Source organism: Klebsiella sp. HC6 (assembly GCF_022605325.1).
Classification (GTDB): Bacteria; Pseudomonadota; Gammaproteobacteria; order Enterobacterales; family Enterobacteriaceae; genus Klebsiella; species Klebsiella terrigena.
Map to the genome: position 1 here is coordinate 3,445,124 of NZ_CP093276.1, position 15,268 is coordinate 3,460,391.

14 protein-coding genes and 1 other annotated feature are annotated in these 15,268 nt (G+C 59.4%); of the genes, 9 read left to right on the forward strand and 5 right to left on the reverse strand.

Annotated features, from left to right (window positions below; genetic code table 11):
- Window positions 1–242: 242 nt before the first annotated feature.
- The 3 genes from MMW58_RS16635 to betC are packed head-to-tail and all read right to left on the reverse strand — an operon-like array spanning window position 243 to window position 3,978.
- Complete coding sequence (locus MMW58_RS16635) at window positions 243–1,496, reverse strand: anaerobic sulfatase maturase (protein WP_241721658.1); 1,254 nt, start codon at window positions 1,494–1,496, stop codon at window positions 243–245.
- Window positions 1,493–2,440, reverse strand: a complete 948-nt coding sequence (gene choX, locus MMW58_RS16640; protein WP_241721659.1) for a choline ABC transporter substrate-binding protein — start codon at window positions 2,438–2,440, stop codon at window positions 1,493–1,495. Before choX ends, MMW58_RS16635 begins: the two co-directional genes overlap by 4 nt.
- Window positions 2,440–3,978 (reverse strand): choline-sulfatase, encoded by a 1,539-nt coding sequence (gene betC / locus MMW58_RS16645; RefSeq protein WP_241721660.1) that lies wholly within the window; start codon window positions 3,976–3,978, stop codon window positions 2,440–2,442. Before betC ends, choX begins: the two co-directional genes overlap by 1 nt.
- Before the next feature lie 106 nt (window positions 3,979–4,084).
- Here betC and MMW58_RS16650 point away from each other — a divergent pair, with 106 nt between their 5' ends.
- The 3 genes from MMW58_RS16650 to MMW58_RS16660 all read left to right on the forward strand — a co-directional run bounded on the left by MMW58_RS16650 (window position 4,085) and on the right by MMW58_RS16660 (window position 6,845).
- Entirely contained in the window at window positions 4,085–5,017 is a 933-nt protein-coding gene (locus MMW58_RS16650) for a LysR substrate-binding domain-containing protein (RefSeq protein ID WP_241721661.1), read from the forward strand.
- A gap of 206 nt (window positions 5,018–5,223) precedes the next feature.
- Entirely contained in the window at window positions 5,224–5,967 is a 744-nt protein-coding gene (locus MMW58_RS16655; protein ID WP_241721662.1) for an ATP-binding cassette domain-containing protein, read from the forward strand.
- Window positions 5,964–6,845: an ABC transporter permease gene (locus MMW58_RS16660; RefSeq protein ID WP_241721663.1), complete on the forward strand. Its 882-nt coding sequence runs from the start codon at window positions 5,964–5,966 to the stop codon at window positions 6,843–6,845. The genes MMW58_RS16655 and MMW58_RS16660 overlap by 4 nt, the downstream gene beginning before the upstream one ends.
- 88 nt (window positions 6,846–6,933) lie before the next feature.
- Here MMW58_RS16660 and MMW58_RS16665 read toward each other — a convergent pair whose 3' ends face one another.
- Complete coding sequence (locus MMW58_RS16665; RefSeq protein ID WP_095096985.1) at window positions 6,934–7,554, reverse strand: L-threonylcarbamoyladenylate synthase; 621 nt, start codon at window positions 7,552–7,554, stop codon at window positions 6,934–6,936.
- Between the two features lie 15 nt (window positions 7,555–7,569).
- Window positions 7,570–8,433 (reverse strand): RNase RNM, encoded by an 864-nt coding sequence (gene rnm, locus MMW58_RS16670; RefSeq protein WP_045855052.1) that lies wholly within the window; start codon window positions 8,431–8,433, stop codon window positions 7,570–7,572.
- A 135-nt stretch (window positions 8,434–8,568) separates the two neighbouring features.
- Here rnm and trpL point away from each other — a divergent pair, with 135 nt between their 5' ends.
- The 6 genes from trpL to trpA all read left to right on the forward strand — a co-directional run bounded on the left by trpL (window position 8,569) and on the right by trpA (window position 15,260).
- Window positions 8,569–8,616 carry a trp operon leader peptide gene (gene trpL, locus MMW58_RS30340; protein ID WP_115193975.1) on the forward strand — a complete coding sequence of 16 codons (48 nt, stop codon included), beginning with the start codon at window positions 8,569–8,571 and terminating at the stop codon, window positions 8,614–8,616.
- Window positions 8,593–8,688, forward strand: a sequence feature (Trp leader region). (Overlaps the previous gene by 24 nt.)
- Before the next feature lie 35 nt (window positions 8,689–8,723).
- Complete coding sequence (locus MMW58_RS16675; RefSeq protein ID WP_133597791.1) at window positions 8,724–10,286, forward strand: anthranilate synthase component 1; 1,563 nt, start codon at window positions 8,724–8,726, stop codon at window positions 10,284–10,286.
- Window positions 10,286–11,881, forward strand: coding sequence for a bifunctional anthranilate synthase glutamate amidotransferase component TrpG/anthranilate phosphoribosyltransferase TrpD (gene trpD, locus MMW58_RS16680; RefSeq protein ID WP_241721664.1), 1,596 nt, complete (start codon window positions 10,286–10,288; stop codon window positions 11,879–11,881). Before MMW58_RS16675 ends, trpD begins: the two co-directional genes overlap by 1 nt.
- Before the next feature lie 3 nt (window positions 11,882–11,884).
- The gene (gene trpCF, locus MMW58_RS16685) at window positions 11,885–13,243 is read left to right on the forward strand and encodes a bifunctional indole-3-glycerol-phosphate synthase TrpC/phosphoribosylanthranilate isomerase TrpF (RefSeq protein WP_241721665.1); all 1,359 of its coding nucleotides are present in this window, start codon (window positions 11,885–11,887) and stop codon (window positions 13,241–13,243) included.
- A 14-nt stretch (window positions 13,244–13,257) separates the two neighbouring features.
- Window positions 13,258–14,451 carry a tryptophan synthase subunit beta gene (gene trpB / locus MMW58_RS16690; RefSeq protein WP_133597787.1) on the forward strand — a complete coding sequence of 398 codons (1,194 nt, stop codon included), beginning with the start codon at window positions 13,258–13,260 and terminating at the stop codon, window positions 14,449–14,451.
- On the forward strand, window positions 14,451–15,260 hold the full coding sequence (gene trpA / locus MMW58_RS16695; protein ID WP_133597785.1) for a tryptophan synthase subunit alpha: 810 nt from the start codon (window positions 14,451–14,453) through the stop codon (window positions 15,258–15,260). Before trpB ends, trpA begins: the two co-directional genes overlap by 1 nt.
- The last annotated feature ends 8 nt before the right edge of the window (window positions 15,261–15,268 follow it).

Consider the following 15,268-nt stretch of genomic DNA (forward strand, 5'->3'; position numbering starts at 1 on the left):
TCGCACATATTACACTAACTTCAAAATGAATGCTTCTTCAGGTTATATTCGCCGCGCTCTGGCAGCGGCGCCCGGAGGTGGGCTGCATTGATTATGAACCAGCCACGGTCATTTATCCCTGTCCCGGTGCGAAATCCTGCGCTATGCAGCAATAAAATGTCGCAAGCCTGGCGCCCGTAGTTGCTGTTCGCCAGGCCACGCGACCACAAGCATGGCGCTCTCCCCTCCGGAGACTGCGGCGCTCAATCGCCGCCCTTAGTGCCCCCGCTCTGCCGGTAATAAAGCTGCGCGAGAGTTTTCCCGATCCTCTCCGGCGCGAGCCCCCGCTGCATCAATGTCAACAGCGTCTGCATAATCGGTAAAACGTGGCGCAGATGCAGCATGTAGCCGTCGCAGAAGTAATTCTTATTGGGTCGTCCATCGTCGGACAGCATGAAGCGGTGCTTCGGACAGCCGCCGTTGCAGACCGGGCGGAGCGAACAGTTAAGGCATTCGCGGCCGATGTTGGTCCGCTTACGCTGGGCAAAGGCGATATTCTGCGCCGAGTTAACCAGCGCGGAGAGGCTATCGTGGTTTATGTTGCCCAGCTTATGCTCGGGATAAACGAAATGATCGCAGGAATAGATATCGCCGTTGGACTCCACGATCGGATTGTCGCCGCAGGTTTCGCTCATCACGCAGGAGCCGGATCTGCCGGCTATTTTAGCCAACGTCTGCTCGAAGTTCATCACGAAAGCGCTTCCCATATCGTTTTGCACCCAGCTATCGAAGATAGCGTTGAGAAAGCGCCCGTACGCTTTGGCCGGTACCGACCATTCGGTCACCCGGCACTGCGCAGAAAAATCAGGAGAAATCAGCGTCAGACCGTTGGCATCGGGCTGTGCGGCTCGCCGCTCCACCAGCGGAATAAACTGCATGTAGCGGCTGCCGATATGCTTAAGGAAACGGTAGATTTCCAGCGGCCGTTTGACGTTTTCCGCATTCACCACCGTCAAGGTGTTGAAGTCCACATTGTGCCTTTTCAGCGCCTCCAGACCGCGAATAACGGCGTCGAAGGTACTTTTCCCCCCGCGCGTCAGGCGATACGCATCGTTGCTGAGGCGATCGCCATCGAGGGAGAGACCGACGAGAAAACCGTGCTGTTTCAGGAACCGGGCCCAGTCATCATCGAGCTTTATCCCGTTGGTCTGAAAAATATTGTCGATGCGCTTCCCGCTGCGGTAGCGCTCCTGCAGCCGCAGCGCCTCGCGGAAAAAGTCAATCCCGAGCAGGGTCGGCTCGCCGCCCTGCCAGTGAAAATGAACCGTTTGCCCCGGCTGGCTGGCGATATTTTTCCGCACGTAGTTTTCCAGCGTCGCGCCGTCCATTTTCCAGCGGGCCTGCTGCTGCGGATAGAGCCGCCGCTTTTCCAGATAGTAGCAGTAGGTGCAATCGATATTGCACACCGACCCCGACGGCTTCGCCATCAGCTGGAACTGATTGATATGATGACTCATAGCCCGAGATAGCGAATAACCGCGGGTTTCGCCGGTTCGCCGCCGCGCGTGGTCACGCCATCCAGCCAGCTATCCAGCAGCTCCGGACGGCGTTTTAACTCTTCTCGCGCCGCCTCCTGCGCCGTTTGCTGCCGGTCCAGCATCCGGGCGATCACCGCGTTTTCCAGCCCGACGTTAAATGTCAGCTGGCTGTAAAAGCGATTCAGATTCGGGCATTCAGCGGCAAAATTCTTCCGCGTCACCGTATTCACCGTAGCGCTGCCATAGTTAGCGCCAAAATACCGGTCGCCGCCGCTGAGGTAGACCAGCCGGAAGCGCGTGTTCATGGCGTGTGGTTCCCAGCCGAGGAACGCGATCCACTGCTGACGCTCCACCGCGCGCGCCACCTGCGCCAGCATGCCGCTTTCGCTGGACTCGACTAGCGTCCAGTTTTCGAGGGCGAAATCATGCGCATCAAGCATCTTCTTCAGACTGAGGTTAGCCGGCGCGCCCGGGGCAATGCCGTAAATTTTATGGCCGAACTTATCAGCAAATTTTTGCAGGTCGGCAAAATCTTTTACGCCAGCGGCGGCGACGTAATCCGGTACGGCAAGCGTAAAGCGGGCGGCGGGAAGATTCGTGCCGAGCACCTTAATCGCGCCATCGGCGGTGAACTTACTGATAACCGGTTCCTGCGCGGGCATCCAGTTGCCGAGGAACACGTCGACCTGGCCGGTTTTCAGCCCCTGAAACGCCAGCGCCACCGACAGGTTTTGCACTTTTTGCCGATAGCCCAGCGCGTTCAGTATCGTCCCGGAAAGGGCGTTGGTCGCCGCAATATCCGTCCAGCCCGGATCGGACTGCGTAACGGTGGCGCAGCGCGCGTCATCGGCGGCGAAGCCGCTCAGCGGCAACCAGCCGGCAACCGCCAGCAGCATCAGTCGGGTCATGCGTTTCATTTTCATTATGATTCCTGGTGTTTCACGGGGGAAGGATAGCGGGCGAACGCCTCTTGCTCATCCAGGGTTTGATGGTTACGGATATAGCGCGTTGATGCGCGCTGAAACGGCTGATAGTCCCAGTTCGGAATGGCATCCCGTCCGGCAACCTGGGTCAAAAACAGCCGTTTTTGCTGACTGGCGAGCACCTGCTGGTAGAGGGCATCGAGATCCCAGCGCCCCCGGATTTCATCGACGAACGCCTGCACGACCGTTTGGTAATGCGCATTCGCCGCCAGGTTCACCCGCTCATGGGGATCGTCGCGTAAATTGAACAGCTGCGGCGCCTCGCTGGCGGAATGAATGTATTTCCATTCGCCCCGGCGAAACATCAGCATCGGCCCGAGCGCGCCTTCGGCCAAATATTCGCTCACCGCGCCGTCCGGCCCAGGCAGCCCCTGGAGATGCGGCACCAGGCTGTTGCCGTCCAGCGGGGCGATGGCCTGCGCTTTGCGATCTTCGCCGCTGGCAAGCTCGACAAGGGTGGGTAAAAGATCCACCAGCGATACGCTTTCGCTGACCCGACGGGCCGCGAAGCGCGCGGGGTTATGCACGATTAACGGCACGCGCACGGCGTTCTCGAAGAAGTTCATCTTGTACCACAGGTCGCGCTCGCCGAGCATTTCCCCATGATCGGCAATCACCACCACCACGGTATTTTCGGCCAGCCCCGTCTCTTCGAGGGTGCGCACCATTTCGCCAAAGCAATCATCAACGTAGGCCAGGGCGCCGTAGTAGGCGTGGCGGGCGCGCCGAATATGCTCATCGTGGATCAAGCCCGGTTCCAGCTGATACATGGCGCGCATCCGCGCCGAATGCGCATCGTCTGCAATATCTTTGCCGCGCGTGACGGGCATATCGATATCTTCTTGCGCAAAGCGATCGAGGTAGCGTTTGGGTATCGCGAAGGGATCGTGGGGATGCGTTAGCGAAAGGAGCAGCATAAACGGCTGCTCTTCGGGGCGACGGGCGGCGTCATACAGGCGCTGGCGGGCGAGGAATAATGCCTCATCATCGAAATCGAGCTGGTTGGTGCGCACGCACTCGCCGGCTTCCAGCACCGAGCTCATGTTGTGATACCAGTCGAGACGGCGTTCCGGGTGTTGCCAGTCCGGCGTCCAGCCGAAATCGGCGGGGTAGATATCCGTTGTCAGCCGTTCGTCAAAGCCGTGCAGCTGATCGGGGCCGCAGAAGTGCATTTTCCCCGACAGCCAGGTGCGGTAGCCCTGTTCGCGCAGATAATGGCAAAAGGTCGGCGAGTCGGCGTGGAACTCGGCGGCGTTGTCATACACCTGGTTACGGGAAATATACTGCCCGGTCATCAACGATGCTCGCGATGGCGCGCACAGCGGGCTGTTGCAATAGGCGGAATCAAATACCACCCCTTCACGGGCTAATTTATCTATATTTGGCGTCAAACTAACGTTATTCCCGTACGCTCTTAAGGCGCTGGCAGTTAACTGATCGGCCATCAGAATAACGATATTCGGTTTATTTATAAGCATGACCTACCTGCGAAGTAAAATAATTAATAAAACGTGTTAGCCTTATCTCATGTATCGACAGGCCCTGTGAAGGGGCTATTTTTTTATCATGGCATAAGGTGAATTTATGGCAGGGAAATTACAGCTTCCGCCTTTACAGGCGCTGGTGGTATTTGAAGCGGCGGCGCGTTTAGGTAATTTTACCGCTGCCGGAAATGAACTCGGGCTATCGCAGCCGGCGGTCAGTCAGCGTATTCAGATGCTGGAGAATCTGGTCAATTCACCGCTATTTGAACGCCGTCATCGCGGCGTTCAGCTGACCGAATCCGGCAATAGTCTGTATCTGATCGTCCGCAGCAGCCTGCTGGAAATCAGCGAGCAGCTCGAACGCACGCGCCTGCAGCGTAATGTCCTGCGCATCGATACCGATATGGGTTTTGCCAGCTACTGGCTGTTACCCCGTATGGAGAGGCTGCAGGCGCTCATTCCGGGGGTGGAGGTACAGATAACCACCTCGCCCAACGACTATAACCTTCGCGACAGCAGCGCGGATCTGGCTATCTATTTTGGCCAGGGCAACTGGGCCGGAACGCAGAACCAGCGGCTGTTCCCTGAAATTGTCATTCCCGTTTGCAATCAAAAGATTAAGCAGGAAATGGCGCCAGCCGCCTCCCCCGAATCTCTGCTGAATTATCCCCTGCTGAAGCTGCCGGAATCCCGGCCCCAGCGCTGGATGACGTGGGAAGACTGGTTCCGCCAGCATCAGGTGCACGGCCAACACCAGGCCGCTTCCCGGACCTTCAACGCCTATTCCCTGGTGATCCAGGCCGCTCTGGAAGGCCAGGGGATCGCCCTCGGCTGGCAGCCCCTGATCGCGCCGTTTCTGGCCAGTAAACAGCTGGTACAGTGCGGCCCGATGCACCGTACCGAACGCGGCTATTACCTGATTTCCGCCAATGCTAAACCCGCCTCGGCGCAGCAGGAAAAGGTCAAGGCGTGGTTATTGGATGAAGCCTGGAGTTTTCACTCTTCCGGTCATCTAATCGCAGAAAACAAATAAGCTAATGCAGAAAACGCATATTGATTTAATAAAATACATTAGCGCTACCAACGGTTTTATATGTTAGCTTTTTAAGGCCACCCTAAAATAAATTTGACGCCATGTTACAACCTATATTTGAGTTACAGTCAGTTAATAAAAATTATTATTCATCCGGGAATAAACGTTTTTTCTCAACCACGCCCAAAAGCGCGGCGATTAATGCCTTGAGCGATATCAATTTAAAGATATATGGCGGAGAAATTTTTGTCATTGTCGGCCTTTCCGGCTCCGGCAAGTCGACGTTGCTGCGCACGCTTAACCACCTGCTCCCGGCCAGTTCCGGCTCGGTGATATTCCAGGGTAAAACGCTTTCCGCTCTCCGGGAGTCCGAGCTGATCGCCCTGCGTCGCCGTCATATCGGCATGGTTTTCCAGTCGTTCGCGCTGTTTGACGAACGCAGCGTGCTGGATAACGTGGCGTTCGGCCTCGAAGTGGCCGGCGAATCCCGGGATGTCCGCTATCGGAAAGCTCGCGACATGCTGGCAAAAGTCGGGCTTGGCGACGTTGCCGAACAGTATCCGCCTCAGCTTTCCGGCGGCATGCAGCAGCGGGTCGGTCTCGCGCGCGCGCTGGTCATGGATCCCACCGTGCTGTTAATGGACGAAGCCTTTTCGGCGCTCGATCCGATTATTCGCCGTGACATGCAGACGCTACTTCTGTCGCTACAGGCGGAATCCCGGCGCACGATCGTCTTTGTCACCCACGATATGGAGGAGGCGCTGCGCCTCGGTACGCGTATTGCGATTATGGAAAAAGGCAAGCTGGTGCAGGTTGGCAAACCGGAAGAGCTGATCGGCGCGCCTGCGACCGCGTATGTTCAACACTTTTTCTCCGGAATCGACGTTTCGCGCTGGCAGCTCGCCGAAAGCTATGCCGATATCTGGACTGCGCGTCAGGAGCCATCATGAGCTACCCCCTCGATTTTAGTCGTCAGATTGACGCCGCCGTGCAGCGCCTGCTGGTACACGCCGGCGGCGGCTTTGACGGGTTCGCCCATGCTATCGACAGCTTCGCCGGGGGCATCGAGAGCGTAATAAATGCGCTTTCGCCGTGGGGGCTGGTGATTATCGCGGTCTGGCTCGGCGCGTGGCGAATTGGCAAAAGTTTCGCGCTGTTTGCCCTGCTTGCTTCGCTGTATATCATTTACAGCGGCTACAGCGAGCACGCGGCGGTGACGCTGGCGCTAACCCTGTCGTCCACGTTTTTCAGCCTGCTGATCGGTATTCCGCTCGGGATCTGGAGCGCGCGACGCGCGGCTATCGGCAGCATCATTCGCACCGTGCTTGATTTTATGCAGACCATGCCCGCCTTTGTATACCTGATACCCGCGACGATTTTGTTCGGGCTTGGCCGCCCTCCGGGGATCTTCGCCACGATTCTGTTTTCTATGCCGCCGGTCGTGCGCCTGACCGATTTAGGCATTCGCCAGGTTAACGCTTCGCGCATCGAGGCAGGCATCGCCTTTGGCTGCACGCCGTGGCAGCTGCTGTGGAAAGTGCAGCTGCCCGCCGCGCAGCCCTCGATTATGGCCGGCGTGAATCAATCGATTATGATGGCCATGTCGATGGTTATCATCGCCTCGATGGTCGGGGCCGGTGGGCTGGGTAACGATATTTTGAGCAGCATTCAACAGCTGGAGATGGGCACTGGCCTGCAGAGTGGTTTCGTGGTGGTGCTGATTGCCATCCTGCTGGATCGGCTCTCCGCAAGCTTTGCACGACGCGGCGAGCCTTCTGGCGCCAGAAGGACGATTCTCGGCGGACTATTTCGACTCAGGTCAAAATAAAGCTACCTGTATCACATGCGCCGATGGGGCAAGCCTGTCGCGATCCCGGCAGCCTGGATCGCGATGCTGCCGGGGAGGAGGGATTCCGTTACTGGAACGGCTTCACGTCGCCAACGCCTTCACGTACCACGACCGGCGAATCTTCGGTCAGGTCGATAACCGTGGTCGGCTGCTGGCCGAGATAGCCGCCGTGGATAATCAGATCGACCAGCTTCTCCAGCCGATCCTTAATCTCTTCCGGATCGGACTCGGTGAATTCGCTGCCCGGCAGCATCAGCGAGGTGGAGAGCATCGGCTCGCCCAGGGTCTCGAGCAGCGCCTGGGCAATCGGGTTCGACGGCACGCGCATGCCGATGGTTTTACGTTTTTCCTGCAGCAGGCGACGCGGCACCTCTTTGGTCCCCTTGAGGATAAACGTGTAGTTGCCCGGCGTGTTGTTTTTAATCAGGCGGAACGCCACGTTGTCGACAAACGCGTAGGTCGACAGCTCGGAGAGATCGCGGCACATCAGAGTGAAGTTGTGGCCGTCCGGCAGCTGACGAATGCGGCAGATCCGCTCCATCGCGCCCTTATCTTCAATCTTACACCCCAATGCGTAGCCTGAATCCGTGGGGTAGACAATCACCCCGCCTTTACGCACGATTTCCACCGCCTGGTTAATCAACCGCGCCTGCGGGTTGTCCGGATGGATGTAAAAAAACTGGCTCATACTTCCCTCTCAATTTTATTCTGCGGCCGTTTCCCAACTGTGCCAGATCCCTTCTACACCTGCGGGTAGCCAAAGTTTCCGGCCCAGCTCAATCCACGGGCAGGGCTGATGGAAATCAGAACCCTGTGAACCCAGAAGACCAAACTGGACGGCGTACGCGGCAAGCTGCGTGCGCTCATGCGGCGCCTGCTGACATTGGGCCAGCTCCATCGCATCGCCGCCCTGCTCGCTAAAGTGGGCCAACAGCCTTTTCAGCCACTTGGCGGAGAGATCGTAGCGCCCGGGATGGGCGACAACCGCTTTGCCGCCAGAATGATGAATGACATCAATCGCTTGTTTTATTGTACACCACTGCGGCGGAACGTAACCGGTTTTCCCACGGGCGAGATATTTTTTAAAAACATCGGCCATATTGCCGGCGTGGCCTGCCTCCACGAGGAAACGGGCAAAATGCCCGCGGGTTACCGCCCCGCCGTCGGCAAGCTTCATCGCCCCTTCCCACGCCCCGGGAATTCGGGCCTTATCCAGCCGCTCGGCAATCATCTGCGCCCGCAGCTGGCGGCGCGCCTTCTGCTCATCAAGCAGGGCCAGCATCGCCGGATGCTCAATATCAATATTCAGGCCCACGATATGAATTTCATGGTTTTCCCACAGGGTGGAAATCTCCACCCCGGTCACCAGCGTCAGCGGCAGGCCGGCGCGGGCAATTTCCGCCCGCGCGGCGGGAATGGCCGCCACGGTATCGTGATCGGTAATCGCCAGGGTGCCCACCCGCATCTGGTGGGCACGATGGACAAGTTCTTCTGGAGTCAGCCGCCCGTCAGAGGCGGTGGTATGGCTATGCAGATCGTAAATCACTGCGTAAAGGGTATCGCTCAAGATGACTCCTGCTGGACATGGACTTAAATAAGCGCATTATCATACCGACTCGCGGAGAAAATCTGCAAACAGGGGTTGACATTATTCCTCTGGACTAGTTAACTAGTACGCAAGTTCACATGAAGGGGTATCACGATGAAAACGCAAACTATCACTCTGCACGGCTGGTGGCGCACCTCCTGATAACGGGCGGCGTGATCGCGTTTTGCACTCAGCATACAGATACCCGGCCCGCCAATGAGCGGGCTTTTTATTGGACAAATTATTATACCGAACAGGCGAGAACAATAATGCAAACATCAAAACCGGCACTCGAGCTTCTCACCAGCGACGCCATCTATCGCGAAAACCCGACGGCGCTGTTCCACCAGCTGTGCGGCGCGCGTCCGGCAACCCTGCTGCTGGAATCTGCCGATATCGACAGCAAGGATGATTTAAAGAGCCTGCTGCTGGTTGACAGCGCGCTGCGCATCACCGCCTTAGGTGACACTGTCACCATTCAGGCACTTTCCAGCAACGGCGCATCGCTGCTGGATTTACTCGACAACGCTCTGCCCTCCGGCATCGAAAATCTGCGTCAGCCGAACGGCCGGACCTTAACCTTCCCGCCGGTCAGCGCCCTGCTGGATGAGGACGCCCGCCTGTGCTCTTTGTCGGTCTTTGACGCCTTCCGCCTGCTGCAGGAGCTGGTGACCGTTCCGCACGACGAGCGCGAAGCGATGTTCTTCGGCGGCCTGTTTGCCTATGACCTGGTGGCCGGTTTCGAAAACCTGCCGCCGCTGGAAAGCGACACCGCCTGTCCGGACTACTGCTTCTACCTGGCCGAAACGCTGCTGGTTATCGATCACCAGAGCAAAAGCACGCGCATCCAGTCGAGCCTGTTCACGCCGCTGGCGAGCGAAAAGCAGCGTCTGACGCAGCGCATCGCCCAGCTTCGCCAGCAGCTCAACGAGCCGCCGGCACCGCTGCCGGTCACGACGGTCGAGCATATGACCTGCGACTGCGACCAGAGCGACGACGAGTACGGCGCAGTGGTCCGCAAAATGCAGCGCGCTATCCGCGCCGGCGAAATTTTCCAGGTGGTGCCATCGCGCCGCTTCTCTCTGCCCTGCCCGTCGCCGCTGGCGGCCTACGACGTGCTGAAGAAGAGCAACCCGAGCCCGTACATGTTCTTTATGCAGGATAACGACTTCGCCCTGTTCGGCGCGTCGCCGGAAAGCTCGCTGAAGTACGATGCCGTCAGCCGCCAGATTGAGATCTACCCGATTGCCGGTACCCGCCCGCGCGGCCGTCGCGCCGACGGTTCGCTGGATCGCGATCTCGACAGCCGCATCGAACTCGAAATGCGCACCGACCATAAAGAGCTCTCCGAGCATCTGATGCTGGTAGACCTGGCGCGTAACGACCTCGCCCGCATCTGCACGCCGGGCAGCCGCTACGTGGCCGACCTGACCAAAGTCGACCGCTACTCTTTCGTCATGCACCTGGTTTCCCGGGTGGTCGGCGAACTGCGTAACGACCTCGACGTACTGCACGCCTATCGCGCCTGTATGAATATGGGCACCCTGAGCGGCGCGCCTAAGGTGCGCGCGATGCAGCTGATCGCCGCCGCCGAGGGCAAGCGTCGCGGGAGCTACGGCGGCGCCGTCGGCTATTTCACCGCCCACGGCGACCTGGATACCTGCATCGTGATCCGCTCTGCCTACGTGCAGGACGGCGTGGCCACCGTTCAGGCCGGCGCCGGTATTGTCCTCGATTCGGTGCCTCAGTCAGAAGCAGATGAAACCCGAAATAAAGCCCGCGCGGTGCTGCGCGCAATTGCCCAGGCCCACCACGCTAAGGAGACTTTCTAATGGCCGACATTCTGCTGCTCGATAATATCGATTCTTTTACCTATAACCTGGCAGACCAGCTGCGCGCCAACGGCCATAGCGTGGTGATTTACCGTAACTCGGTTCCGGCGCAGACCTTAATTGAGCGTATCGGCACGATGGACAATCCGGTGCTGATGCTCTCCCCGGGCCCGGGCACGCCGAGCGAAGCCGGCTGCATGCCGGAGCTGCTGACTCGCATGCGCGGCAAGCTGCCGATCGTCGGCATCTGCCTTGGCCATCAGGCGATTGTTGAAGCCTACGGCGGCTACGTCGGCCAGGCGGGCGAAATCCTGCACGGTAAAGCCTCCAGCATCGAGCATGACGGCCAGGCGATGTTTGCCGGCCTGACTAACCCGCTGCCGGTTGCCCGCTACCATTCGCTGGTCGGCAGCAATATTCCGGCCGGGCTGACCATCAACGCCAACTATAACGGGATGGTGATGGCGGTACGTCATGATGCCGATCGCGTTTGCGGCTTCCAGTTCCACCCGGAGTCGATTCTTACCACCCAGGGCGCGCGTCTGCTGGAGCAAACCCTGGCCTGGGCGCTGCAGAAGCTGGAGCAAACCAATACCATCCAGCCGATTCTGGAAAAACTGTATCAGGCGGAAACCCTCAGCCAGCAGGAGAGCCACCAGCTGTTTTCTGCGGTGGTGCGCGGCGAAGTCAAGCCGGAGCAGCTGGCCGCCGCCCTGGTCAGCATGAAGGTGCGCGGCGAGCAGCCGCAGGAGATTGCCGGCGCCGCCACCGCCCTGCTGGAAAATGCCGCGCCGTTCCCGCGCCCTGACTACCCGTTTGCCGATATCGTCGGCACCGGCGGCGACGGCAGCAACAGCATCAATATTTCTACCGCCAGCGCGTTTGTCGCCGCAGCCTGCGGGCTGAAGGTGGCGAAGCACGGCAACCGTAGCGTCTCCAGTAAATCCGGCTCTTCCGACCTGCTGGCCGCATTCGGCATCAACCTCGATATGAACGCCGATAAATCCCGCGCCGCGCTGGATGAGCTGGGCGTCTGCTTCCTGTTTGCGCCGAAATATCACACCGGGTTCCGCCACGCGATGCCGGTCCGTCAGCAGCTGAAGACCCGGACGCTGTTTAACGTGCTGGGGCCGCTGATTAACCCGGCGCACCCGCCGCTGGCGCTGATTGGCGTCTACAGCCCGGAGCTGGTGCTGCCTATCGCGGAAACCCTGCGCGTGCTGGGCTACCAGCGGGCGGCGGTCGTCCACAGCGGCGGCATGGATGAGGTGTCGCTCCACGCGCCGACGGTGGTCGCGGAGCTCCATAACGGCGAGATCAAAAGCTATCAGCTGACCGCGGATGATTTTGGCCTGACGCCTTATCACCAGGAGCAGCTGGCCGGCGGTACGCCGGAAGAAAACCGTGACATTCTGACGCGCTTACTACAAGGTAAAGGTGAAGCCGCTCATGAAGCCGCGGTCGCCGCCAACGTGGCAATGCTGATGCGTTTACACGGGCATGAAGACCTGAAAGCCAACGCCCGGCAGGTGATTGACGTGCTGCGCAGCGGAGCGGCCTATGACAGAGTGACCGCATTAGCGGCAAGAGGGTAAATAATGCAGACCGTTTTAGCAAAAATCGTTGCCGACAAAGCGATTTGGGTAGAAGCCCGCAAGCAGCAGCAGCCGTTAGCCAGTTTTCAAAACGAGGTCGTCCCGACGCAGCGTAACTTTTACGATGCCCTGGCGGGGACGCGCAGCGTGTTTATTCTCGAGTGCAAAAAAGCCTCGCCGTCGAAGGGCCTGATTCGCCAGAATTTTGACCCGGCGGAAATTGCCGGAGTGTATAAGAACTACGCCTCGGCCATCTCGGTGCTGTGCGATGAGAAATATTTCCAGGGCAGCTTTGATTTTTTGCCCATCGTCAGCGCCATCGCGCCGCAGCCGATACTGTGCAAGGATTTCACCATCGATCCTTACCAGATCTATCTGGCGCGCTACTATCAGGCCGACGCCTGCCTGCTGATGCTGTCGGTGCTTAACGATGAGCAGTATCGCCAGCTCGCCGCCGTCGCGCACAGCCTCAATATGGGCGTGCTGACCGAAGTGAGTACCGAAGAGGAGCTGGAGCGCGCCATTGCGCTGAAGGCGAAGGTGGTCGGGATCAACAACCGCGATCTGCGCGATATGTCGATTGACCTCAACCGCACCCGCCAGCTGGCGCCGCGCCTGGGCCATGACGTCACCGTGATCTGCGAATCGGGGATTCATACCTACGCCGAGGTCCGCGATCTCAGCCACTTTGCTAACGGCTTCCTGATCGGCTCCGCGCTGATGGAGCACGACGATCTCGACGCCGCCGTCAGGCGCGTGCTGCTCGGTGAAAACAAAGTTTGCGGCCTGACCCGACCTCAGGACGCGCAGGTGGCCTACGAATCCGGCGCCATCTACGGCGGGCTGATTTTTGTCCCTGGCTCACCGCGCGTCGTCAACGAGGCGCAGGCGAAAGAGATTATCCAGGCCGCGGGGCTGCGCTACGTCGGGGTATTCCGCGATGCGCCGGTCGAGGACGTGGCCGAGCGCGCAGAGAGCCTGCGGCTGGCTGCGGTTCAGCTGCACGGCAGCGAAGACCAGGCCTATATCGACGCGCTGCGTACGCGGCTGCCGGGTCAAATCCAGATCTGGAAAGCGCTCAGCGTGGGCGACACGCTGCCGGAACGCAGCCTGCAGCAGGTCGATAAATATCTCTTCGATAACGGCCAGGGCGGCAGCGGCCAGCGTTTCGACTGGACGCTTCTGCAAGGCCAGGAGCTGGGTAACGTCCTGCTGGCAGGCGGACTCGGTGCCGATAACTGCGTAGAAGCCGCCAAAAGCGGCTGTGCCGGACTCGATTTTAATTCAGGCGTTGAGTCGCAGCCGGGTATTAAAGACGCCAGCAAGCTGGCCTCGGTTTTCCAGACGCTGCGCGCATATTAAGGAGCAATGCAATAATGAGTACTTTACTGAACCCCTATTTTGGCGAATTTGGCGGTATGTACGTCCCGCAGATCCTGATGCCCGCCCTGCGCCAGCTGGAAGAAGCTTTCGTCAGCGCGCAGAAAGATCCTGAGTTCCAGGCTGAATTTAGCGACCTGCTGAAAAACTACGCCGGTCGCCCAACGGCCCTGACCAAATGTCGTAACCTGACCGCAGGCACCCGCACCACGCTGTACCTCAAGCGTGAAGATCTGCTGCACGGCGGCGCGCATAAAACCAACCAGGTGCTGGGCCAGGCATTACTGGCGAAGCGCATGGGTAAAACCGAAATCATTGCCGAAACCGGCGCCGGCCAGCACGGCGTGGCCTCCGCGCTCGCCAGCGCGCTGCTCGGCCTGAAATGCCGCATCTATATGGGCGCTAAAGACGTTGAGCGCCAGTCGCCAAACGTCTTCCGCATGCGCCTGATGGGGGCGGAAGTGATCCCGGTACACAGCGGCTCCTCCACGCTGAAAGACGCCTGTAACGAAGCGCTGCGCGACTGGTCCGGCAGCTACGATACCGCGCACTATATGCTCGGTACCGCAGCCGGCCCGCACCCGTTCCCGACCATCGTCCGCGAATTCCAGCGCATGATCGGCGAAGAGACCAAAGCGCAGATCCTCGAGCGCGAAGGCCGCCTGCCGGATGCGGTCATCGCCTGCGTCGGCGGCGGCTCCAACGCTATCGGCATGTTTGCTGACTTTATCGAGGAAACCAACGTCGGCCTGATAGGGGTTGAACCGGCGGGCCACGGAATTGAAACCGGCGAGCACGGCGCGCCGCTGAAGCACGGTCGCGTGGGTATCTATTTCGGCATGAAATCGCCGATGATGCAGACCGATGACGGCCAGATTGAGGAATCTTACTCTATCTCTGCCGGGCTGGACTTCCCGTCGGTGGGCCCTCAGCATGCGTTCCTCAACAGCACCGGGCGCGCCGACTACGTGTCGATAACCGACAACGAAGCGCTGGAGGCTTTCAAAGAGCTCTCCCGCCATGAGGGGATTATTCCGGCCCTGGAATCCTCCCACGCCCTGGCCCATGCGCTAAAAATGATGCGTGAAAATCCGGAAAAAGAGCAGCTGCTGGTGGTTAACCTGTCCGGTCGCGGCGATAAAGACATCTTCACCGTACACGATATTCTGAAAGCGCGAGGGGAAATCTGATGGAACGTTATGAGACGCTATTTGCACAACTGAAATCCCGCCAGGAAGGCGCGTTTGTTCCCTTCGTGACGCTTGGCGATCCCAACCCGGCGCTGTCGCTGCAGATCATCGATACGCTGATCGAAGCGGGCGCCGACGCCCTGGAGCTGGGTATTCCCTTCTCCGACCCGCTGGCCGATGGCCCGACTATCCAGGGCGCAGCCCTGCGTGCGTTCGCCGCCGGCGTAACGCCGGCGCAGTGCTTCGAGATGCTGGCGGCAATCCGTCACAAGCACCCGACGATCCCTATCGGCCTGCTGATGTACGCGAACCTGGTGTTCAGCCCCGGCATTGACGCTTTCTATGCCGAATGCGCGCGGGTTGGCGTGGATTCCGTGCTGGTCGCCGATGTCCCCATCGAAGAGTCGGCGCCGTTCCGCCAGGCGGCGATGCGGCACAATATCGCGCCCATCTTCATCTGTCCGCCGAATGCCGATGACGAGCTGCTGCGCCAGATTGCCTCTTTTGGTCGCGGCTATACCTATCTGCTGTCGCGCGCCGGGGTCACCGGGGCGGAAAACCGCGCCGCCCTGCCGCTGCATCATCTCATTGAGAAGCTGCGCGAGTATAACGCCGCGCCGCCGCTGCAGGGCTTCGGTATTTCCGCCGCCGATCAGGTAACCGCCGCGATTGACGCCGGCGCCGCCGGGGCGATTTCCGGCTCCGCCATCGTCAAAATCATCGAACGTAACCTCAGCGATCCGCAAACGATGCTGGCCGAGCTGAAGGCTTTTGTGCAGGGCCTTAAAGCCGCCACTAAAGCGGCGTAACGCCTCTA